20 protein-coding genes are annotated in these 21,207 nt (G+C 47.3%); 6 read left to right on the forward strand and 14 right to left on the reverse strand.

Annotation, left to right across the window (positions count from 1 at the left end; all coding sequences use genetic code 11):
- Nucleotides 1-146: 146 nt before the first annotated feature.
- From ACFVSO_RS24985 to ACFVSO_RS24995, 3 genes are all read left to right on the forward strand, one after another.
- Nucleotides 147-1,562: a PepSY-associated TM helix domain-containing protein gene (locus ACFVSO_RS24985; protein ID WP_387479102.1), complete on the forward strand. Its 1,416-nt coding sequence runs from the start codon at nt 147-149 to the stop codon at nt 1,560-1,562.
- A 21-nt stretch (nt 1,563-1,583) separates the two neighbouring features.
- Nucleotides 1,584-2,087, forward strand: a complete 504-nt coding sequence (locus tag ACFVSO_RS24990) for a FixH family protein (protein WP_387479105.1) — start codon at nt 1,584-1,586, stop codon at nt 2,085-2,087.
- Nucleotides 2,088-2,255: 168 nt separating this feature from the next.
- The gene (locus ACFVSO_RS24995) at nt 2,256-3,068 is read left to right on the forward strand and encodes a class I SAM-dependent methyltransferase (RefSeq protein ID WP_387479108.1); all 813 of its coding nucleotides are present in this window, start codon (nt 2,256-2,258) and stop codon (nt 3,066-3,068) included.
- 13 nt (nt 3,069-3,081) lie between these two features.
- Here ACFVSO_RS24995 and ACFVSO_RS25000 read toward each other — a convergent pair whose 3' ends face one another.
- The 6 genes from ACFVSO_RS25000 to ACFVSO_RS25025 all read right to left on the reverse strand — a co-directional run bounded on the left by ACFVSO_RS25000 (nt 3,082) and on the right by ACFVSO_RS25025 (nt 9,676).
- The gene (locus ACFVSO_RS25000) at nt 3,082-3,246 is read right to left on the reverse strand and encodes a hypothetical protein (RefSeq protein ID WP_387479111.1); all 165 of its coding nucleotides are present in this window, start codon (nt 3,244-3,246) and stop codon (nt 3,082-3,084) included.
- A 23-nt stretch (nt 3,247-3,269) separates the two neighbouring features.
- A complete protein-coding gene (locus tag ACFVSO_RS25005; RefSeq protein WP_387479114.1) occupies nt 3,270-4,358 on the reverse strand; it encodes a GerAB/ArcD/ProY family transporter in 1,089 nt (362 codons plus the stop codon).
- Between the two features lie 37 nt (nt 4,359-4,395).
- Complete coding sequence (locus ACFVSO_RS25010) at nt 4,396-5,592, reverse strand: Ger(x)C family spore germination protein (protein ID WP_387479117.1); 1,197 nt, start codon at nt 5,590-5,592, stop codon at nt 4,396-4,398.
- A gap of 21 nt (nt 5,593-5,613) precedes the next feature.
- Nucleotides 5,614-7,152 (reverse strand): spore germination protein, encoded by a 1,539-nt coding sequence (locus ACFVSO_RS25015; protein ID WP_387479120.1) that lies wholly within the window; start codon nt 7,150-7,152, stop codon nt 5,614-5,616.
- A 115-nt stretch (nt 7,153-7,267) separates the two neighbouring features.
- Nucleotides 7,268-8,506: a YbfB/YjiJ family MFS transporter gene (locus ACFVSO_RS25020; RefSeq protein WP_387479123.1), complete on the reverse strand. Its 1,239-nt coding sequence runs from the start codon at nt 8,504-8,506 to the stop codon at nt 7,268-7,270.
- A gap of 84 nt (nt 8,507-8,590) precedes the next feature.
- Nucleotides 8,591-9,676, reverse strand: a complete 1,086-nt coding sequence (locus tag ACFVSO_RS25025) for a polysaccharide deacetylase family protein (protein WP_387479126.1) — start codon at nt 9,674-9,676, stop codon at nt 8,591-8,593.
- A 129-nt stretch (nt 9,677-9,805) separates the two neighbouring features.
- Between ACFVSO_RS25025 and ACFVSO_RS25030 the strand changes: the two genes are divergently transcribed.
- Nucleotides 9,806-10,678 (forward strand): LysR family transcriptional regulator, encoded by an 873-nt coding sequence (locus tag ACFVSO_RS25030; RefSeq protein ID WP_387479129.1) that lies wholly within the window; start codon nt 9,806-9,808, stop codon nt 10,676-10,678.
- A gap of 142 nt (nt 10,679-10,820) precedes the next feature.
- On the opposite strand, the gene ACFVSO_RS25035 is transcribed toward ACFVSO_RS25030, so the two are convergent.
- From ACFVSO_RS25035 to ACFVSO_RS25055, 5 genes are all read right to left on the reverse strand, one after another.
- Entirely contained in the window at nt 10,821-11,438 is a 618-nt protein-coding gene (locus ACFVSO_RS25035) for a GNAT family N-acetyltransferase (protein WP_387479132.1), read from the reverse strand.
- A 174-nt stretch (nt 11,439-11,612) separates the two neighbouring features.
- Nucleotides 11,613-12,827 (reverse strand): MFS transporter, encoded by a 1,215-nt coding sequence (locus ACFVSO_RS25040; RefSeq protein ID WP_387479135.1) that lies wholly within the window; start codon nt 12,825-12,827, stop codon nt 11,613-11,615.
- A gap of 595 nt (nt 12,828-13,422) precedes the next feature.
- Nucleotides 13,423-13,737 (reverse strand): metal-sulfur cluster assembly factor, encoded by a 315-nt coding sequence (locus tag ACFVSO_RS25045; protein WP_387479138.1) that lies wholly within the window; start codon nt 13,735-13,737, stop codon nt 13,423-13,425.
- A 273-nt stretch (nt 13,738-14,010) separates the two neighbouring features.
- The gene (locus ACFVSO_RS25050; RefSeq protein WP_387479141.1) at nt 14,011-14,499 is read right to left on the reverse strand and encodes an NUDIX hydrolase; all 489 of its coding nucleotides are present in this window, start codon (nt 14,497-14,499) and stop codon (nt 14,011-14,013) included.
- 86 nt (nt 14,500-14,585) lie between these two features.
- Nucleotides 14,586-15,515 carry a LysR family transcriptional regulator gene (locus ACFVSO_RS25055; RefSeq protein ID WP_387479144.1) on the reverse strand — a complete coding sequence of 310 codons (930 nt, stop codon included), beginning with the start codon at nt 15,513-15,515 and terminating at the stop codon, nt 14,586-14,588.
- Between the two features lie 136 nt (nt 15,516-15,651).
- On the opposite strand from ACFVSO_RS25055, the gene ACFVSO_RS25060 reads away from it, so the two are divergent.
- A complete protein-coding gene (locus ACFVSO_RS25060) occupies nt 15,652-16,671 on the forward strand; it encodes an alpha/beta fold hydrolase (RefSeq protein ID WP_387479147.1) in 1,020 nt (339 codons plus the stop codon).
- Nucleotides 16,672-17,265: 594 nt separating this feature from the next.
- Complete coding sequence (locus ACFVSO_RS25065; protein WP_387479150.1) at nt 17,266-17,721, forward strand: VOC family protein; 456 nt, start codon at nt 17,266-17,268, stop codon at nt 17,719-17,721.
- A 290-nt stretch (nt 17,722-18,011) separates the two neighbouring features.
- On the opposite strand, the gene ACFVSO_RS25070 is transcribed toward ACFVSO_RS25065, so the two are convergent.
- From ACFVSO_RS25070 to ACFVSO_RS25080, 3 genes are all read right to left on the reverse strand, one after another.
- On the reverse strand, nt 18,012-19,052 hold the full coding sequence (locus ACFVSO_RS25070) for an NADH:flavin oxidoreductase (RefSeq protein WP_387479153.1): 1,041 nt from the start codon (nt 19,050-19,052) through the stop codon (nt 18,012-18,014).
- A gap of 82 nt (nt 19,053-19,134) precedes the next feature.
- Nucleotides 19,135-19,563, reverse strand: a complete 429-nt coding sequence (locus ACFVSO_RS25075; RefSeq protein WP_387479156.1) for a MarR family winged helix-turn-helix transcriptional regulator — start codon at nt 19,561-19,563, stop codon at nt 19,135-19,137.
- A 230-nt stretch (nt 19,564-19,793) separates the two neighbouring features.
- Nucleotides 19,794-20,627, reverse strand: a complete 834-nt coding sequence (locus ACFVSO_RS25080; protein ID WP_387479159.1) for a histidine phosphatase family protein — start codon at nt 20,625-20,627, stop codon at nt 19,794-19,796.
- Nucleotides 20,628-21,207 lie beyond the last annotated feature (580 nt).

The raw sequence follows: 21,207 nt of genomic DNA on the forward strand, positions 1-21,207 counted from the left end.
CTCAACTAACGTCATTGTTCACGTGTTCACATTTCTGACAAATTTTATTCACTTATAACTCTAAAGTGCCATAGTGAATATCGAGTTCCTCCACGTATAATTACCGTCGTACCAATGTAGATTTTAAATTCACAAGGAGGTCCCCCATGAGTCTTAATCCCCCCACTGCCCCTGCTTCACAAACCGCGGTAGAGAACAAAACTTCTAAACCGAGACTTCTATCCGCGCTATACCAATCTGTCTGGAGATGGCATTTTTATGCCGGTATTATTTTTGCCCCGTTTCTAATTATTCTCGCGTTCAGCGGCTCAGTCTATCTCTTCAAGCCACAAATCGAAGCCTATTTGTATAAGGACATGCTGACCGTCCGAGAGGTTGGCGCAGCACAGATGTCAATTGATGAAATCATTGCAAAGACAAAACGAGCTTACCCTGGGACTGCAGTATCCTCGGTTGAAGTTTCGGGGGATTCCGCCGCTACAATTAAGCTATCCGCCAGCCGCAATGACGTCCCAACGACAATGTATGCAGATCCCTACACTGGCCATATTGCCGGCATGATGAACAGCGACAAAACATTTACGGCGTTTTTCAAAAAAATGCACAGTCAGCTCGTCATCGGCGGTACGTGGGCCAACCGTCTTGTCGAATTAGCCGCATGCTGGGCGATTATTCTCGTCGTAACCGGCTTATATTTATGGTGGCCGCGTAACCGATTCCAAATTTGGGGGACGATTCTGCCAAGGTTCAGCAAGCCGGGAAGCCGCCAGTTTTGGCGCGATCTCCATGCTGTACCGGCCTTCTGGCTCTCCTTGTTTATCGTCATTTTAATTGCATCCGGGTTGCCTTGGTCCGGAATACTTGGTGGTCAAATTGACCGTATCGCCAATTCCACGAATACCAATTACCCGCCCTATGCGCTCAGCTTTTTGGATAAGCCTGAATCAGTAACCTTGACCAAAGATATTGCCGAGGATGTTCCGTGGGCTTCCGAGAACCTTCCGGTTCCCGAATCAAGTGCTGGAGGCTATCTGAAGCTTAAGGTTGAAGATTTAAAGACGATTGCCGACAAGCAGGAAGTGGCACCTCCCTATACGATATCGCTGCCCCGCGGCAATACAGGCGTGTACACGATCGCTACTTCACATTCAAGACCAGGGGATAATGCCACACTGCACGTGGATCAATATAGCGGAGCTGTGCTCACGGATGTTCGGTTCGATGATTACGGGATTATGGCGAAGGTTATTACAATGGGTATCGCTCTACACGAAGGAAGGCTCTTTGGACTCGCAAATCAAATTCTTGGACTAATTACAGCCCTCGGCGTATTGCTGTTGGCCTTAAGCTCCTACTTCATGTGGCGCAAACGGAAGCCGAGTGGCAAGCTAGGCGCTCCTCCGCGGGCTAAGGACAAACGCATTACAATAGGCGTGCTTGTCATAATGCTTATATTCGGAGCCTTGATGCCTTTGGTAGGCTTATCCATCATCGTTGTTATCTTGCTTGACTGGTTGATCATTCGCCATATTAAATCGCTGAGAGCCTGGTTCTCGGCTTAATGTAAGGAGGAGCGAATTAAAATGTCGAATCGCAATAACTGGCGAAATATAGGCTTTTCCACACTGCTTGCTGCTATGCTTCTGTTAAGCGCATGTACCGCCAATGTTGATTCTGTTGATGAGAATGGGCTGCAGCCGCATCTGAAAGTCGACTTACACATTCCGGAGAAATTGGTCCTGCATGAGAATAACTCATTTAGTGTTCAGGTGATGAAGGACGGCCAACCTGCGGCGGCAGATCAAATCCACTTTCAGTTCTGGCCTGAAGGCAAGTCTGAGCAGGCAGTGACACTCGATGGCAACAAGATTGACGAGGGTGTATATGCAGTCGATTATCGTTTAATGGAGCAAGGGATATATGTTGTAAGATGCTTTATTGCATCTGACTCATTAGAAGTGATGCCAGCCAAGAGGTTTGCCATCGGCTCGGAAGCAGTGCTTCATCTGGCGGCATTGGAGGAGCAAGAAGCGCAAGGCAGTCTGTCACAGTCGAATCAGGCAGCGGGCGGACATCATCACCACTAAGCCGATGTCCAAAAGCGCTAACCACATCTCAATTGCTCCAACGGTAATGCCTCATGTATGTTGGATTTGTTCATGATAAAGTGTTACATTAGTGTAGAATCGCACATATGTTCGTCATCCATATGTGTTGTTGAGATTACCCGCAAGTCACTTGAGGAGGGTATCGACATGGACAAGAATACTGTACATCAAACAAACATTATAGGCGCTGGCGAGGTTGGCTCCGCCGTCTCGATCGACATGGACAAAAATGCTGTGCATACAGCAAACAGTCTTTATTGGGATACACAAGGAAATGACTTTTTAGGAGCAATTGTGCTTCCTTATTATGGAGCGTTTGTCTCAGAAGAAAAATGCCAGCTGTTTGGCGATGTCTCAGGGAAAAAGATGCTGGAGATCGGCTGTGGAAACGGGCAATCCTTGCACTATCACGGAGAACGCCAAGCATCTGAACTATGGGGTATGGATCTATCAGAAAAACAAATCGAAAAGGCAACGCAACATCTAAAGTCATGCGGTCTTGCGGCGCAATTGATCTGTTCTCCTATGGAAGAAGAATGCGGCCTGCCCGTCCACTATTTTGACTACGTTTATTCGATTTATGCCATAGGCTGGACTACTGATCTTGAGGGTACTTTTGACCGGATCGCATCTTACCTCAAAAAAGACGGTGTATTTATTTTCAGTTGGTCTCACCCTATACATAAATGTGTGGCTGCAGAAAATAATAGCCTTGCTTTCAAAAAAAGTTATTTCGATGAATCGTGGTATTCGGTATCTCTTGCTGAGGGTGCGCTAACCTTATCGGACCGCAAACTATCCACCTATGTGAATGCCTTGGCTAAAGCGGGTTTTGTTATGGAGCAAATGATTGAGGAATCTGATGAAGAAATGATGCAAGCGCGGGGCGAAAACAACGATTTTGCCCAAAAAGCAAAGATGCTTCCTGTCACATTTGTAATTAAAGCAAGAAAATTATAGCATTCCTATCCTATTACTCCTCGGAATCGGATTTCGAATCCTCCGAACGCTCCTGCCGCGGCTTTCTGAACCAGGTAAAGAACGACAACACGATTGCAGCTGCGGCAAAAACCACCGGTTGCGCCCAAGGATATTTCAGCATCATATCGGATTTCCAAAACGCCATAAAGCTTGCCATCCTATCACCTCCACGCTTATCCGTCAGGCTTGTTTTCTTCGCATCCAGGATACCGTCATCAATAACATGGGGATGAATATCATTAAGGATAAATATAGGGGGCTGTATGGGACGATCTTCTCTACCACGGTAATATGTACGATCACATTCGGTGCCATGGTTAGGCCGAGTACAAACGCAATGAAGCAGACAGGTATAATAAAACTGCGGTTACTCTGCGCGTAGGTTAGCTTTTGAATACTCCGGATCGTAGCAAACAAATAGATATAAGTCTTCAAGAATGCCATGAAGCAAAAGTACAGAACACCTGTCGCATCGAGCTGCGTAATGAAATCCGCAACGTTAATGGTTTGGATTAATGCATACATGGGGTAAGTCGCCCGTTTAAAGATCTCTTCTCCAAATACAGAAACCGCCATGGCATCCGTATAAGCGATAAAGGTTCCTGCCAGAAGAGTCGACAGAAGCATCGTTCGACCCACCCGCCCCTTGGGCTTGACTGATGTCCAGACCATCGCCAAAGCAAGCGACTCCCCATAGGATTGAATGATCCCCAGCGGCCAGACCACCTTCCACACCCTGTCCCATCCTTTGTCCAGCAATGGGAATAAGTTATCGAGGTCGATCACTCCGGTACTCATAATTAATACCACTTCAACGATATAGATGAGACCCAGAAGCGGAAGGATAATTTCGGCCAGTCTTCCCATCACCTTTAAACCCAGGAATAGCGCGTATCCAATGACCATGATAAAAATCGCCAGAATGGCCCATGAGGGCGTACCGGGCAAAATCGTCGAAGGCACCAAATTGTTGATGTCTGCAACGATCCTCCCTGCGATATACAAAAACAATAACGGATGGAGCCAAGCGATAGGCGTTCCCAGCCATTTGCCGAATTGTTTCGGGTAACATTCAATATAGGTCAGGCCCGGGTTTAATTGAGTTACACTGACATAAACCATGATGACGACTGCTCCCAAAACGGTGGAAATTAATACAGCCAGCCAGGAATCTCTTCCTGCCCCAGAGGCGAATCCAAATATGATGGTTGTCCCGATCTGATAGATAATGGAAATCGCCAGCAATTGATGCCTAGAAATAGTGTCCATACCGTAATATTCCTATTCCTTATGCGAATTTATGGTTCTATTTTTCCAGCTCTTCTTCATCTACAACGGATTCATTCGCACGTCCAGTCCCGATAAGCTTAAATGTAGCTTTCGTGTTGACCTCAATATTCGGGAATTCTTCTTCCCATCTGGCTACAAATCTTTTGTTCCAGTCGTTCTTATGCTGCCGGTGCAAAATATTTCCAAAACCAATGACATCTGATTTATACTGCTCCTGCAGCTTTTTCACTGTCAGGGTTACACGGTCTTCAATCTCTTTTTCCAGCGCATGTTGCATGAGGTTCAAATTGTTCATTTCTTTCATGCTTAGTTTAGTTGAGTTTTCGAATAATTCACCAGTCATTTTAACCGCTACATCAAATTGAATCTTCTCCCCCGAAATGTTCGATTTGAATTTGGTTTTCGCGCTAATAAGCTGAACGCTTACTCTGCCTGTCGATTTATCTTTCCCGGGTATAGCAACCGTCAGAACGGTGTTTTTCATCCTGTTTCTTAGCCATAATAAACATTCGGCTTCAGACCGGTTCATCCACCCGAGTAATTTGTCCTTGCGATAAATTCCGACACCGACCAGTCCCAGCCCTTGCTCGTCTTCTTTTGTCGGCTTGCTGCTCTGATCACTCAATGGTACGACCTGCATCTGGGAGCTGGTAGGCTCTATTCCTTTTTCAAACAAGCGGTAAATAAAATCTCTAATGCTGGCGCTATCCAGCATGCTTGCTTTCTCTTCCTCCCTCATCTCCTCCGCTGTAAATATTTCAAAGTTCGCAGGAGCTTCCAATAACTCGATGGCTTCTCCCCGTGTCGTCAGCAAATAGCTGTTCCCCCGGGCCTCCCGATGCCTGGAGAAGAAATCAATAGCGGGTGCAATCCCTGCTCTGGCCAGTTTTTCACCCACGATTATGACCCGATTATGAGAGAAAATAAGCTGACGAGGGATCTTTTTCTGAATCACGTTAAGCGCATCCATGATCGTATCCCCTTTGGCAGAGAGAATCAGGGTAGCATTTTCACTAGAACCGCCCTTCTCACTCATTCCCTTGGTCATTTTCATTTTTAGAATCTGCACACTTAATTTGTACTTTCCATCTTGGGCAAGGTCGATGGCTGACGCTGTGACGATGGCGACATCGTTTAATTCTATCCTGCTCCAGCAGCCGGTCTGCAAACTAAGGATGAGCAGTGTGAGCAACAGAAGGATCGGTTTTCTCATCACGACCTCGCATAGAACCATTTATTTTTGAGTCGGTCTCCGGTGAAGAAAAGAAGACAGGAAATTAGTTTGTTGACTCTCTCCGCCTGATTGGGAAGACTTCGTCATCTTCACCCAGTTGGCCCGGAATAAGACATCTTTGAGTTGCCCTGCACGCAAAGGCGACAAGGGTGACATATAGGGAACACCAAATGACTGGAGATTAAGCATATGAAGCAGCAGCAGCAGTACCAGCATTAAGATACCATATAGGCCAAATGTTGCAGCTGCAATCATCATGGGAAAACGAAGCAGCCGGAAGGCAAGTCCCAATTGAAAGCTTGGGAACAAAAAGGAAGCGATGCCGGTCATTGATACGATGATCAATAGTGGTGAAGATACAATACCAGCTGCTACGGCCGCCTGACCAATAACCAAGGCTCCCACAATGCTTACCCCTTGTCCTACCGGACGCGGAAGACGGACACCGGCCTCCCGCAATCCCTCAAAAGCAACCTCCATCAGCAAAGCCTCCACAAAGGCGGGAAATGGCACCGTTTCCCGGGAAGAAGCAATACTGATTAGCAGCATCGTCGGTATCATTTCATGATGATAGGTAGTTAGCGCAATGTAGAGAGACGGCAGAAGCAGAGAAGAAACAACGGCGATAAAACGCAAAATACGAATAGCAGAAGCAACAAAATACCGTTGATAATAATCTTCAGGGGTTTGCAGCAGTTGAAAAAAAGTACCCGGGACAACTATGACGAACGGCGTGTTGTCCACGATGATGGCGACCTTGCCTTCCAGCAGATTTCCGACTACTTTATCCGGACGTTCCGTCACCAGCACTTGAGGGAATGGCGATACGGAATTATCCTCAATCAGTTCCTCCACATAGCCGCTTTCCAATATGGCGTCAATTTGAATCCGGCCGACTCTCTCCTTTACTTCTGTAATTAAACTTTCTTTTGCAATGCCCTCCAGATAGGTAATGGCAATGTCTGTGCCGGATAACTTGCCTGCCGTACATATTTCCGTCTTTAACTGCGCTGTTTTTAGCCTTCTGCGAATCAGACTGATATTGGTGCTTATGTTTTCTTGAAAGCCATCCCTCGGGCCGCGGATTACAGCTTCCGTAGCCGGCTCTTCAATGGATCTTGTCTCCAGCTCTTTCACGTTCAGGAATAAGACTTGATTGGAACCATCCAGAAGCACGGCAAGCTCTCCCGATAAAATCCTTTCAACGGATGCCTGAAAATCATCGCTCCAGCTCGTTTGTGACGTGAAGCTGAGCTTTGACTGGATGGCAACTTTATGATCGTCAGTTAGCCCCTCTGATTCTCCTGTCAGGCTTGATTCAATGGCATATTTCAACACGTTCATATCAACAACACTGATATCACCCAGTCCGCTTAAAAAGATAAACGCACCTTGCTGCGCTGTATTCAATTCAAAGTACCGGTACTGGATATCCCCGCATTTGTTAAAAACAGCCTGGAAATGCTTGAAATTCACATCCAAATCTGCACTCAGCGTATCGCTGCTGGCAGCGCTGTCTCGTTGCTCGATGGGTGCCAATTCAAAATCATCCTTTTTTTGCCTAACTGATTTTTATTAATATGGGCCAGCTGTTTTCGGATTATACGAAAACAAGCGATATCACGGTGTGACATCGCTTGTTTCCTATATCTAATCACACGCTGATAGGCAATTCACGGATCTTAAGCTTTCGTTGCTGTTGTCCATAGAAACCAGCCAGCGCAGCGGCAATCGCCATGAAGATGGCGCTGGATGCCACGCCGAATTGCAAACCATGCCGCTCGACCACCACGCCCCCAACGATGGGACCGATAATCTGTCCAGAGGCAAAAAAAGCTGTGGCTATGCTAAGACTTGCCGCATATGCGTGGTGAGGGACATGACGACGAAGGAGCGCAGTTGTCATCAGCGGCGGGGTAATAAAGGAAACCAGCCCAATCATGGCGGCTCCGAGCACCGTGAATAACATATGATTGGTGATTACCCCTATCACACCGATCGTCCCCAAGGTTAACCCCGAAGCCAGCGTATACCCGCTCGGCCATCGGTCAATGGCTTTGCCTCCGATCCATCCATTGAACAAACCCGCAAACCCGATTCCGGACCATATCAACCCGGCATAGAGGGACGGTATGCCTTTGCTCACGAGATAGGGAATCAAATAGGTAAAATAGATGATGTATCCCCAGCCGAAGAAGAAATAAGAAGCGATAAGAAACAAGAGCTTCTTCGGGTTCAACAGGAGATGATACACTTGAACATTTTCTTTGACCCGTGAGCTCGATTCGGTCTGCGAGGGTAGTGGCTCGGCTCCCCTTTTTCTGGTGACGAACTCGAAACCAAGCGCGGCAATGACCCCGAATACGCCCATGGCTACCCAAGCATACCGCCACCCCTGCAAGTGTAAAGGATCTATAGTTAAGGGGGCGAATAAACCCGTTATTAGTATACCGGCAGATCCGCCTAGCCATATAAGCCCCGATGCCACTCCTCGTTCGTCTGGTCGAACAGCATCCATGGCAATGGACAGGACTAACACGGTTGCGAAAGCCGATAACAACCCGATTACGAACCGCCAAAGCCCAAGCGCAGTGAAATGATCACTAAATGCCGAACCGATCAACGTCAATCCGAGCAACAAGCACGTCATCCGATTTAAGGCATGTTTGCGGTTTGGAAAACGAGTGATCAAGGGAGACAGACATAATGTTCCGGCCAAATAACCCATAAAGTTAACAGTGCCGAGTATACCGAGCTGTCCGTAGCTCCCCCCTATCTCCCTCTGTATCCCAGGCAAGAACATACCGTAGGAGAGCCGGGAAAATCCAAGTATGACGACAAACAATAACGATGCCCATAGCGTAATCCAATTCAATGCGGATTTCGTACCCATATCCCCCATCTTCCCTCTCTGATGAACCTGTATCCTATCCTTTTCTTCGTATGTTGTACTGGATATAAGTCTGCGATTGAGCCGTTATCCTTCTTGCAAGACAATCTCCGCTTCGAAGCCCAACTGTTCGCACAGCTTGTGTATACGGCGCATATCCTGTGTGCTGGTAACCCACTCGCAACCGGAGATGGATGCCTCATGCGCTGCCCATTGCAGCATATAGACCAAGGCATCCGCATGGGGTTCCTTCGTAGCGAAGTCCTCCAGCACCAGCGCGTCGCCACGGACCGAGGCACACGCGTAGGCCCAGTGCTGGTCGGCAAAGCTGCGGGCGACCACACGCGTTTCGCCATCCGACTGGCCCTGCGTGGATAACATTTGCAGCCATTTGCTATAGGCGCCAGGCCCGATCGGGGCTTTCGGGCTCCCCCAAACAAGTGAATCGGCAGCCAGCTTCCGCCATTCCTCATCCCCGGCTACACGCTTCCACTGCTCAAGATGAATAGAGTCTTGGAAAGTCGGTTTGAATCGGACTTGCCAGCGGCGTTCGCCTGACCTGATGCCATCAGCTTGAAGCAGCTCGGATACGGGAACTATGGCAAGACCTTGGGCCAGCGTATGTTGAACAAGCGATTTAACAGCTTGCGGCGTTTCCTTGGCGATTTCGTTGGCATGAAAGATTAAAATCGAACCTTTGACCAGATGAGGTATGACCCGCTCCACAAGCTGCGAGCTTGGCGGTCCCGACCAGTCGACGGTATCCTCCCCTTCGATGAGCAAATAATTCCACTCCCGGAGCCAATCCAAATTCTCCTCCCCATAAGAGGCGTAAGGAAAACGCATAAAGGTTGGGGCTGGCCTTCCCGTTGCTTCCTGATAAGCAAGCTCAGCCAGCTTCAGCTCTTCGAAGAAAACGGCTTTGCTCACATCTGCCATTCTGCGATGATGGTAGGTATGTGTGGTGAGCTCATGGCCCCTGGCTAGCATTTCTCTTGCTTTCGCGGGGTACCGATCGAACCACTCGCCTGTTAAAAAGAACGTCCCGCGCGCGCCACCCTGCTCCAAGGCATCCAGCCAGGCGTCAATCGATATCCGCATCGGACCGTCATCGAACGTAAAGGCACAGTGCGAAACCGCTGAATTGCCGTGAGTAATAACCAATTTTGTCATTGTAAATCCCCCTTCTGTGGTATCTATCCAACAAAATACCGTTGTCCCTATTGTAAAATCACGGTAATGTTTTGTAAAATTGAATAATATGAATGAATGGTTCAAATTAATTAAACAAAGGTGATGACAATGGATCTTCGAGCTTTAAAGACCTTCGAGACTTGCGTGCGTTATGGACATTTTCTGAAAGCCGCCGAGGAACTCCAATATGCACCCTCTACGGTAACCCTTCAAATTCAGCGCCTCGAAGCTGATCTGGGTGTTTCCTTATTCGTACGCGACGGAAAACGCGTGATCGTGACTGAAGCCGGCCGATGGCTCTATCAGGAGGCCTCGACTTTACTGAAGTCGATCGGAGCTATGAGGCAGACCGTCTCGGATATTGCTGAGGGAGGCAGCGGCTCGGTGCGATTTGCTTCTATCGAGCCCTTCGCAAGCCAGCAGTTAGCGACCGTTATAGCCCGCTTCTGCAAAGCTCGACCGAAAGTGGAGTTATCCATGGAAGTAGGCGGCAGCAGATCAATTGCGGAGAGGATTCGTGCTGGCGAATTGGATTTCGGTATTTGCTCGGCTCCACCTTCGAAACACATGCTGGAGTTTGAGCCGCTGATCGAGGAAAGATTAGGGGTTATGTTAAATAGGAATCACCCATTAGCCGAACGAAACAGCATCACGGCGAGCGACCTGGTTGGGCAAACCATTCTAGTCAAAGAACCAACCTGTACCTATCGAGAGCTTTGGGAAACGGCAATTTCTGAGGCGGGACAAAACGGGTTCGCTTGTATGGAGGTTGGAAGTTTCTTCGTCATTCAACAAATGGTGAAGGCAGAGCTAGGCATGGGGATTGTTCCGATATACAGCGGTCTGGAACAGGAGGGTTCCTTGGTTATACGACCACTAGCTGATTTGAACCCTCTAGTTACGATAGGCATTGCTTATAAAGATAAAAACTATCTAGGTCAGGCAGCATTATTGTTAATGGAAGAAATTAAACAGATCTAAACTGGACTTGCAGCAGTAAAAAAGGAACCTTCTTGCAATTAACGCAGGGGTTAACGCCCTGTGCTCTCGAGGTGAACTGGTATCGCAAGCCAAAGAACCTCTGCTTAACCAGAGGTTCTAGTCCTTTTTTTGCATTTACGCTCTATTTGGTGATGCTTGTGCTTATAAGACTTAAGTAGCCGTCGAGACGTTGCTTAACATCCTTCCACTCACTAGCCAGAATGCTGTACAGCACGACGTCGTGTATGGTTCCGTCGGGTTTGATTCTTGCCTGCCGAAGGACTCCTTCTTGTACGGCTCCAAGCCGTTCGACGGCACGCTGAGATCTGACGTTGTAATGACTAATCGAAAATTGGACGCGAAGCGTGCGCAGGTGTTCGAAGCTGTAGTCGAGCAAAAGCCTCTTGCATTCGGTGTTGACGGAGGTTCTCCATACGCGGGGCGATAGCCAGGAGTAACCGATCTCTGCATGGCGATGTCCCAGGCTGATCCCTGCGATTCTCGTTGTGCCAACGATGCGACCCGTGCTTTTTTCGATTACGGCAAAAGGAAGCTGAGAGCCTTCCCCCCGCTCCCGCAGCGCTTCATCGACCAGGGCTAACGCTTGTTCCAGCGTCGTGATTTTCCGCCATGTAAACTCCCATATTGCATCGTCATGCAGCACAGCAGCCAGCTCTTCTTTATGCTCCGGCTCCAGCAGTACGAGATCGATCGTTTGCCCTATCAGCTTCATTCCGACATCCATTATGGTCGTATTCATAGGATTGCGCCGCCTATTCGTTTTGTTTTTTTGTCTAGTTCTATCATACCGGATAACGAGCGGACGGAGATTGGATGTTTTGTAAAACGACACTGGAAAATGCTAACATAGCCAAAAGCCCCCGCCCGGTCATCCTTGACCAAGCAGAGGCTTCTACCCTCGCTCTATTCGCGTTTACTTGTTTTGCGAATTCACTGCCGCCCGCTTATCCGCCAGCATGCTGCCCGCTCCGATGGCCAGAGCCAAGCCCACCAGTATGGCTCCAACCCACGGAAGCGAAGCCAGCGACATATGAGTAATAACCCACCCGCCGACGAAAGCGCCCACCGCATTGCCGAGATTGCCCGCAGAATGGCTGGATGTGGAGGCTAATGCCGGGGCGTCCTTGGCGATGCTCATAATGCGCACCTGCAAACCCGGCATAACCGCGAAGGCGCCTGCGCCCCAGAGGAAGATCGTCACAATAGCGGCAATCTCGTTTTGGATCGTAAAGGTCAACGCCGTTAAAGCCACAACGACGACGGCATAGGTTCCCAGAAGCGAAGGCATGAGCTTCCAGTCCGCCAGTTTGCCGCCGACGATGTTGCCGACGGTCACGCCAACGCCGAACAATACCAGTATCCAGGTGACACTGTGCTCAGCAAATCCTGTAATATCGACGAGCAACGGCGTGATGTAAGTGAAGACAGCGAACAGCCCCGCGTTGCCCAGCGCACAGATGAGCAGGAATACCATCAGCTTCGGATTGACCAGAGCCGCCACCTGCTGAAGAATACCGGTCGCCTTTGGCTGCTGCAAACGCGGGATTAATAGAATGATGCCGATCAACGCGATAACTCCCATCAGGGCAATAGCCCCGAAGGACGCACGCCAGCCCATATTTTGCCCGATGTAAGTGCCTAGCGGCACGCCTAAAATATTCGAAATGGTCAAACCAGCCATCATAACGGACACGGCGCCTGCTTTCTTGTCGGGCCGTACCAGGCCTGCCGCGATGACCGCCCCCACGCCGAAAAAGGTACCGTGCGTGAGTGCGGTCAGTACTCTCGCACCCATTAGAAAGGCGTAATTCGGTGCGATTACGGCTAAGCCGTTCCCCGCGATGAAGAGCAGCATAAGCACGATCAACAGCTTTTTCTGCGGAATTCGGTGAGTCAGCAATGTAAGGATTGGGGCGCCGACCGCCACACCTAGTGCGTACATCGTGATTAGCTGGCCCGCCGCAGGTATGCTTACGCCCAGATCGCTCGCTACGTTAGGCAGAATGCCCATTATAACAAATTCGGTCATACCGATGGCGAAAGCGCCGACGGTAAGCGAGAACAATGAGATCGGGAAACTTCCTTTCGCCTCTCCCGGGAGGCTTTTATCTGGTTGCTTTAATTCCATGATGCGGTTATTCCATCCTTTCAATCTGTTAAATCATGCAGGAAGCGTCGATGCTTGCATACAGTCCATAGAGAGCATTCTACTAGAAGTTAAACGAGATGTCTCTACTGTACAGAAATAAAAATCGGCTACCCACACATAAGCTCGGCCTGAAACGCTTTCAGCTCAATTAAGTCGATCTAACCGACTTAACGTAATGATTGGAGCACCTTCGCTGCATTTAAGCCGGTCAGATCGATTTATCGTTATCTCGGAACACTTTTAGCCCAATTAAGTCGATCTAATCGACCTAGCGAAACGATTGGCGCACCTTCGCTGCATTTAAGTCGGTCTCATCGACCTATTTGTAAAGGACAGGAAAAAAAAAGCCTGCTTCGCCGCAGACTTTGCTTTCCCCTCTATCGTGTTCATTCTTATCTTGAATTCTTGCATTCCTTTACTCATTCCGGCTATAAAGTCTGCGTCTACTTCTTCATGCTGGTATGGACTATCTGGGCTTTTGTTGTATAGGCAACATCAATCACGAAAATAAAAAAACCGCGATTATCGCGGCTTCTTCTGAATACGTATACCATGTCCTGTCATACATGTTCCACTAAGTGGCGCTCATTTGACGTGCACGAATTTGTTCTCTGGCTTCATCGCTTATTAAAGCAGGCGTCCATTTGGGTTCAAACACAAGCTGCACTTCGGCTTTTTCTATTCCTTCGACCGATTCTGCCGCTTTCTTGACATCTGCTACGATTTGATCAACCAAAGGACATTCGGGAATGGTAAGCGTCATCTCTATGACGACTTTCCCGTTGCCTTTCTCTTCAATTCCGTACACAAGTCCAAGATCAACGATATTTATGCCGATTTCAGGATCGATAACCTCTCCGAGTGCCGTCATAATCTGTTCTTCCTTCATGGGCAGCCCATTCCTTTCGCTGTTGGCATTGAGTCATTACTCGTCATAGTATGCGTATGGAAGCACCCAAACAATCGGAATTAACATTCGGAATAGACCATTTTCGTAAAAGTCAGCAGAGACGGAACATTTACGACCTGGCTCCAACATCTGAAATTCCAATGATGCCGCAAACTAATGGACATGCAATCATAAATAAGACCTAATTATGAAAGGCCATCCTTTGCAGGACAGCCTCTCTTAGATACCGCATAAACTGCTGCCATTGCGCAGCTAAACTTGTCTTTGATGCATGACCTTAAATCCAGCATCCGAAGCAGTAACGTACTCGATATAATTCACGGAGCCGTTAAAGTTCAAGTAAGCTTCATACCGCATGCGTATTCCGGGTAAAGTAATGAAATCCAATACATTTTCCTTTGGAACCCACTTGCACTCGCTCGTTTCATCAGAAGTAGCCAACTCTCCACCCGCTGCAATGCAAACGAAATCAAACATGACCTTCGTAGGAACATCCGTCACACCGTCATACCACTTATGGATCGCTGTATTCGATATAACACTAACTAAATGGCTGACAGTAGCGTCTATTCCACTTTCCTCTTTGATTTCACGAATTACGCCATCAATCAGGTTTTCTCCCACTTCCGTTATCCCGCCTGGATACACCCAGCCATCATCATGGGCTTTGACTAACAGGATGTTTCCCTTCCCATCTTCTACAATTCCGCCTGCCGATACAATATGTGTCGGAAACGCCATTATACAACCCCCTGATACCGTAAGTTGTATATTTATTCCTCATCCTCCTTGTAATTTCCTTCTTCTGCGGATTTGCTTCAGGCGTCTTACTCCAAAACAAAGCAATTTGTCTCTTGTCGTCCCTCCGCCTCAATAGCGATAACTTCCCTTGCTGCTTCTATAAATGATTCTATGATTGGTGAAAGCCACTTGTCTTTATGCCATAACATCTGTGTATATACGTGCAGGTCCGGTATTTGCCAGGGAAGTGCAACAAGTTCGCCCCGTTCAACTTCGGCCTTCGTCGTTATTTCAGGAAGAAAGGCAATGCCAATCCCTGCGATTGCACATTGTTTAATGGCTTCGGCATTTTGAAACTCTAAATACGTAATGCTATCAATGCCCTCTTGCTCAAATCCCCGGTCAAACATGGTTCGATACGTACAACCTTTTTCATTAGTCAAGAACACTTCTCCATGAAAATCTTCCAGCTTCAGTGAGGTTCGTTTCACGAGCGGATGATCTGGAGCGGCAAAAAAGCGGAAGGTTTCTTCCACCAACGGTTCTAAGGTTAACCCTGTTGATCGAATGGTCTCGTCCAACATAAAGACGACATCCGCGGTTCCGTCAAAAAGTGTCTGTTTGAGCTGCTGATTAGGAACAGAGCGGAAGATGAGACGCACTCCCGGATGGCGCGAGCGAAACAGGCGAAAGACAACTGGAAGCCGATAGGCGCAAAGAACCTCGTTGGCGCTTATCGTTAGCGTACCGCTCAGATGTTTATTGTCATGAACGACGCTGCGGGCTTCGTCCAATTTTTCAAGAACGCTTTGGATTTTAATTAAAAAGCGTTTACCCGCAGATGTGAGAACAAGCTGCTTGCCCAAGCGGTCAAAGAGTCGAACGCCAAGCTCTTCCTCCAATGCTTTTATTTGCATGGTGACGTTGGAAGGAACGTAGTTCAGCACTTCCGCGGCACGGCTGAAATTTAATGTGAATGCAACCGTGCGGAATGTATTCAGTTGGCGCAATTCCATCCTACGACCCCCGTATGCTTTCAATATTTTTGAATACTACTTTGAATTCTGTTCACTTTTATTGAGGGTATCACGAATCTATACTAACAACAAGCCATACATTCTATGGTTTCATTTTGAAGGGAGAGACAACACGATGGACTATGAAATTTTTGATTTAGGTGACGTAGCCTTGCAATCAGGAGTAACGTTGCCTGGCGCTTTTCTAGCTTATAAGACTTATGGAAGGCTGAATGCACGGAAGGATAACGTCATCATCTATCCTACTGCTTTTGGCGATCAGCATGTTCAAAATGAATGGTTGATTGGAAACGGCATGGCACTAGATCCGCAGAAATATTTTATTATCGTGCCAAATCTGTTGGGCAATGGATTATCTTCATCTCCCACCAATACGCCTCCCCCATTCGACCGGACAAATTTTCCGCAGGTAACCATCTATGACAACGTTAAATTTCAGCATCGGCTGGTCACAGAGAAATTCGGCATTCAAAAGATCGCTCTCGTAGTAGGGTGGTCTATGGGAGGTATTCAATCCTTCCAATGGGGAGCAAGTTATCCCGATATGGTAGAACGAATCGCACCTTTCGCCGGAGTTGCGAAGACATGGCCGCAAACGTATGTGGTTCTAGAAGGAATGAAAGCTCCGCTCATGGCTGCAGCCCGCTACGCTTCCAGTAATCTAAACGGATTGACTTCGTCAGATATGCGTGCCGTTGGGCGTGTTTATGCCGGGTGGGGGCTGTCGCAAGCTTTTTACAGAAATGAACTGTATCGTGAGCTGGGCTTCGACACATTGGAGGATTTTATAGTCGGTGTCTGGGAGGATACCTTCATGAAGCTGGATCCGCATAATGTGCTGGCCATGTTATGGACAGGCCAATTTTCAGATATAAGCGCTAACCCCGCCTATAATGGAGATTTTGATAAAGCGCTCAAAAGTATTAAAGCGCATGCCTGCATCATGCCAGGAAGCACGGATCTCTTCTGCACAGCGGACGATAACGAATACGAGGCTAAGCTTATCCCTAATGCTGTTTTTAATCCGATCAAGTCAATCTGGGGTCATCTAGCCGGTCGCGGAATCAACAGTGCCGATAATCAATTTATTGATGACAGTCTAAAACGATTGCTGGCGCTTGGTGCAAACGGGTAGATAGTTGAGACAAGATTAACTAAAAAAATCAAGCGATAGAAGGTTCTATCGCTTGATCTCTATTGCTACACTTTGCAATTGATGCCGCCGTCAATCGCTTCACTACATTGTACTGTCGAGCAGCTTCCTATCTATTAGAACGCACTAGGGAACATAGGTTATGCTGGAGGCACTGGACATATTGCTGCCATTCGAATTTTTCATGAAAATAACATAAATGATATGTACCCCGCTAACATAATCTGAATCAATATAATAGTTTGTCCCGAACGATAGCGTTACGTCTTTGATGATAAACTCCCCTTCTTGGGTTTTTTGAATGCTTCTCACGACAACTTGATCACGGTGAACGGCATTCGGAGGATAGTTCCATTCAAGTGTACGTTCATTGCGTGATGCCCCTGTGAAATGAAGATTAGTGACAGGCGATAAAACATCTGCAAAGATCGTTGTAGCAAAGCTTAACAATAAAATGACAGCAAATACAGTGGAAACAGAAGCTTTAATGCCGTTTGGAAGGAACTGATAATCCTTGATAGAATAACTATGAAGATGATCAGGTACTACATTTTGTGTCCATAAGGAGATAAAACTATGGCAAATAACAAATTATTAAGAATGGACAATGTTGGCATCGTTGTAGAATCCCTTGATGACACAATCTCTTTCTTCGAGGAGATTGGCTTGACGCTCGAAGGGCGAGCTACTGTCGAAGGTGAATGGGCTGGTCGCGTAACCGGGCTGGGTTCACAGTGTGTAGAGATTGCTATGATGATTACCCCGGATGGCCACAGCCGACTTGAGCTTTCGCGATTTCTCACCCCGCCTACTATATCAGATCACCGAACTGCTCCTGTAAATGCCCTCGGTTATCTTCGCGTCATGTTCACCGTTGAAGGCATTGACGAAATGGTATCCAGACTCATCACTAAGCATGGCGCTCAGCTCGTTGGCGAAGTGGTACAGTACGAGGACTCCTACCGACTCTGTTACATTCGTGGAAAAGATGGACTTCTAATCGGTTTGGCGGAACAACTCGGTAATAAATAAGTGGCGTTTATCCTCGGTCCCGAAATAAGGAACGAGGAAGTTAATGCCGGGACACATCCGCACCGACTAACCGCATCGCGGCCGGCAGCAAGCTGCCTTAACTCGGTGGGACTTCGTGATGCATGAACTTTTACGGCTATCAATGCAAAACCAAATTAATAGGACTCAACTAACGGGTACGATAGCTCAATAAGCCGCCTAGGATTTAACATAGCCAAAAAAAAGCACCTCTCAAAAGCATATGCTTCTGAGAGGTGCTTCCTTTTGCTCATAGGACGCGATACAAGAAATCAATACAATGTCTGAACGGATTGAGGCTTAAAAGGAATAAGCTCCTCTATCTTGCCTTCTTGAATCTTGCGCACCCAAGCCGGGTCCGCAATCAGCGCCCGGCCGATGGCGACCAGATCGAACTCCTGATTCTCCAGTTTAGGAATCAAGCCATCCAGGCTTGCATTGCCCGAGCCGCTTCCAGTCGTGAAGAAAGTCGACACGTCACCTTCCAAGCCGACGGAACCCACTGTAATAGTCGGCTTGCCGGTCAATTGCTTCACCCAGCCCGCGAAGTTCAGCTCAGAGCCTTCGAATTCCGGCTCCCAGAATCGACGAGTCGAGCAATGGAAGATATCCACACCCGCTTTCACCAACGGCTCGAGAAATTGCTTCAACTCCTCCGCTGAAGATACGAGCTTCGCTGAATAGTCAATACCTTTCCATTGCGAGATGCGCAAGATAATTGTGAAGTCGGGACCAACAGCTTCACGGCAAGCTTTCACCACTTCTGCGGCAAAGGTCGTGCGTGCGATGAAATCGCCTCCGTAACGATCCGTTCTTTGATTCGTTTTCTCCCAGAAAAATTGATCGATTAAATAACCATGAGCGCCGTGCAGCTCAATGCCGTCAAAACCGAGACGTTTGGCTTCTGCAGCTGCTTTGGCGAATTCCTGCACAATATGTGCAACTTCTTCTTCCTTGTACTCATTCACATTGCCGCGAGCGCCCATATGCCAGATTTGTGGGACGATCTTGCCTCCCGCTTCGTGAACTTCGGATACAACTTTAGCCCAGCCGTTCAAGGCTTCTTCGCCGTAAATGTGCGGGACGTCTTTCTGATTACTGGAATCGGCATGTTTAATGACCGTGCCCTCCGTTACGATTAGTCCAACTCCGTTTTCTGCTCTGCGACGGTAATAAGCCGCCACATCGGGACCGGGAACGCCGTTTGGCGATTTTTGACGCGTCATCGGCGCCATAACCGTCCGGTTAGACAAGGATAGGTTACCGAGCGAAAAAGGACGAAACAAAGATTGCACCGTTTGTGTATTAGTCATGATTACCCTCCATGATTGCTATTTTTAGAAGCATGCGCATGCATATAAATTACCGAAATAAAAGTGTTCTGTCAAGTTGCACTCATTTTAAAAGCTTTTGAATCAGATTTTCCAGTTCTTTCAAGGTTCCATCACCTTGAAGCTCCTCATTCAGCACCTGACTGACGGTTGCAAGGGCTTGCTCATATTTATGTTCCCCTAATTCTGTAATCTTAGTATAGATGCCTCGTCGATCCATCGTGCAGGTGTGCCGTTCCAGCGCTCCGACGCTGGGCGCTTCCATACGATCCACAAGACGCGACGTTGCGCTTTGACTTAACCCCACCTTCTCTTGGAGCTGCTGCAATCGCAGTTCTTTGCACGGGGAGCTGGATACGAATTTAAGGACGTAAAATTCCTTTAATGATATATCATATTGCCTCAGCAGCGCTTGTTCCAACTTATCGTTGACGCTGGAATGGATTTGGGATACAGACAGCCATAGATCCAGACGTTCGGTATTATTATGCAAGACTAGACCACCCCATGATTAATTGTTCGTACCGTACTTATTGTAGCAAGCTTGTCTGAAATGGTCAAAACCTTGATGTGCTGCGTTTCAGATTGGTATGCAGAATGGTTTCTGCTTGTCCGATAGGTCGATTGCACATAAGAAACATTTCGTACCGTTAGCCAATTAGCGAAGGCAGCCGATCTTTCTTGCCGGCTGCCTTCATGTCTTTTATTTAGCTATCGCGGAATTTACTTTCGTAATGCTGCAGCACCTTTTTCAAGAAAGCTCTTGTCTCCAGCACTAACCAAGGAGTACTTGCCATCAGATACCTTAAGAATCGTCACCGTGCAATTGCCGATATCTTCACCTTTGTACTGTCCTGGTACAAATGCTTCCAAAATTGTGGCAATCTCACCTCCATGAGAAACAGCCAGTGCATTTCCGCCGCCTGCTTTCTTTGTCTCATCCACGATTTGTTGGATCGCCTGTTTCGTCCTTTCCGTGATTTGGCTGTAATTTTCGGCAGTCTTCGTTGGGTCATTGGCTGCAATCGTATTGCTGATCTCTTCATCGCTCAGCTTTTGAACCAATGTACCGTATTGTGACCAATCCTCATCAAAAGTCAGGCCTTGCGATTCAAATATGGGGATCCACATCTCTGCATTTGTCTTTCCTTCATATCCTCCATAGAACCACTCACGAATACCCGTAAGTTCTTTGGCCATCAGACCTCCCCGATCCCCTTTTTCCAAAATATAGTGGGCAGTTGAGCGAGCTCTCCCCAGATCACTTGAGTATGCAGTTACGAATGAGATATCTTTTAAACCCTCCGCTACCTCTTTTGCTCCTTGTATGCCCTTGTCTGTTAATGGGGTATCCGACCACCCTTGCACTTGTCCGGTGGTATTAAAGAATGTTTTTCCGTGACGTACAAGGTAGATATAAATATCGTCGGCTTCCTGGTTTGCCTCTGTATTCATTTGACTAATGGATGGCTTATCTTCATTAATTGAACATCCGCTAAAAATCAGTAATCCGATCAACAATATAGAAAAACTCTTTATCTTATTATTAAATATCATTTTTGATCTCCCCCATTATAATAGTGTTAAAAAGAAAAGTGCTTAACATGCCCGAAATGAAATTATTCAGATCCATACAAGAGTACTTAAGGAACCGATATAAATTATCGGCAGCGTACATGATCGCTACTTAAATTGAATCAACCCATACGTCTTTGGTGAAGGTTACCAGTCACAGGGCAAAACACTCTGTCATCCACTTCATTAATCGATACATTCTAATCCCTCCCAAGTTATTATTTTCGTAATGTGCATGCTCAGTATATCTACAAATGACAGCGCTTTCTTGTTGTTCTTTGCGCAGGATAGGGGTGTTTTTTGTGGAAACATTTTTATTATTTTCTGTTTTGCACTTAACGTTCTGGGAATATACAGCAAAAAACACCCCTGCATGTTGTTAGCAAGAGTGCCTCTTGATTCACGAGAAAGCAGTAGAGGGGTGCGAAGAAATAGAAGTAGTGGTCGACTAACCCGACAAGGTAAAATTCCCATTCGTCAGGTATGCAAAAGCGGTTAAGGAAGATCATTATCATATACATCCTTTTATAAGCGGGCGATGCAGGATTGCGCAATTCCTTTG

This window comes from Paenibacillus sp. NPDC057967 (assembly GCF_042887015.1).
GTDB lineage: Bacteria > Bacillota > Bacilli > Paenibacillales > Paenibacillaceae > Pristimantibacillus.

Coding starts and splice junctions, on each gene's coding strand:
- ACFVSO_RS25035 (WP_387479132.1), bottom strand. CDS start 11,438: ATGAATACGACCATAATGGATGTCGGAATGAAGCTGATAGGGCAAACG.
- ACFVSO_RS25000 (WP_387479111.1), bottom strand. CDS start 3,246: ATGGCAAGCTTTATGGCGTTTTGGAAATCCGATATGATGCTGAAATAT.
- ACFVSO_RS25070 (WP_387479153.1), bottom strand. CDS start 19,052: ATGACTAATACACAAACGGTGCAATCTTTGTTTCGTCCTTTTTCGCTC.
- ACFVSO_RS25010 (WP_387479117.1), bottom strand. CDS start 5,592: ATGAGAAAACCGATCCTTCTGTTGCTCACACTGCTCATCCTTAGTTTG.
- ACFVSO_RS25055 (WP_387479144.1), bottom strand. CDS start 15,515: ATGGAATTGCGCCAACTGAATACATTCCGCACGGTTGCATTCACATTA.
- ACFVSO_RS25025 (WP_387479126.1), bottom strand. CDS start 9,676: ATGACAAAATTGGTTATTACTCACGGCAATTCAGCGGTTTCGCACTGT.
- ACFVSO_RS25005 (WP_387479114.1), bottom strand. CDS start 4,358: ATGGACACTATTTCTAGGCATCAATTGCTGGCGATTTCCATTATCTAT.
- ACFVSO_RS25050 (WP_387479141.1), bottom strand. CDS start 14,499: ATGGCGTTTCCGACACATATTGTATCGGCAGGCGGAATTGTAGAAGAT.
- ACFVSO_RS25030 (WP_387479129.1), top strand. CDS start 9,806: ATGGATCTTCGAGCTTTAAAGACCTTCGAGACTTGCGTGCGTTATGGA.
- ACFVSO_RS25045 (WP_387479138.1), bottom strand. CDS start 13,737: ATGAAGGAAGAACAGATTATGACGGCACTCGGAGAGGTTATCGATCCT.
- ACFVSO_RS25060 (WP_387479147.1), top strand. CDS start 15,652: ATGGACTATGAAATTTTTGATTTAGGTGACGTAGCCTTGCAATCAGGA.
- ACFVSO_RS25080 (WP_387479159.1), bottom strand. CDS start 20,627: ATGATATTTAATAATAAGATAAAGAGTTTTTCTATATTGTTGATCGGA.
- ACFVSO_RS25040 (WP_387479135.1), bottom strand. CDS start 12,827: ATGGAATTAAAGCAACCAGATAAAAGCCTCCCGGGAGAGGCGAAAGGA.
- ACFVSO_RS24985 (WP_387479102.1), top strand. CDS start 147: ATGAGTCTTAATCCCCCCACTGCCCCTGCTTCACAAACCGCGGTAGAG.
- ACFVSO_RS24995 (WP_387479108.1), top strand. CDS start 2,256: ATGGACAAGAATACTGTACATCAAACAAACATTATAGGCGCTGGCGAG.
- ACFVSO_RS25020 (WP_387479123.1), bottom strand. CDS start 8,506: ATGGGTACGAAATCCGCATTGAATTGGATTACGCTATGGGCATCGTTA.
- ACFVSO_RS25065 (WP_387479150.1), top strand. CDS start 17,266: ATGGCAAATAACAAATTATTAAGAATGGACAATGTTGGCATCGTTGTA.
- ACFVSO_RS24990 (WP_387479105.1), top strand. CDS start 1,584: ATGTCGAATCGCAATAACTGGCGAAATATAGGCTTTTCCACACTGCTT.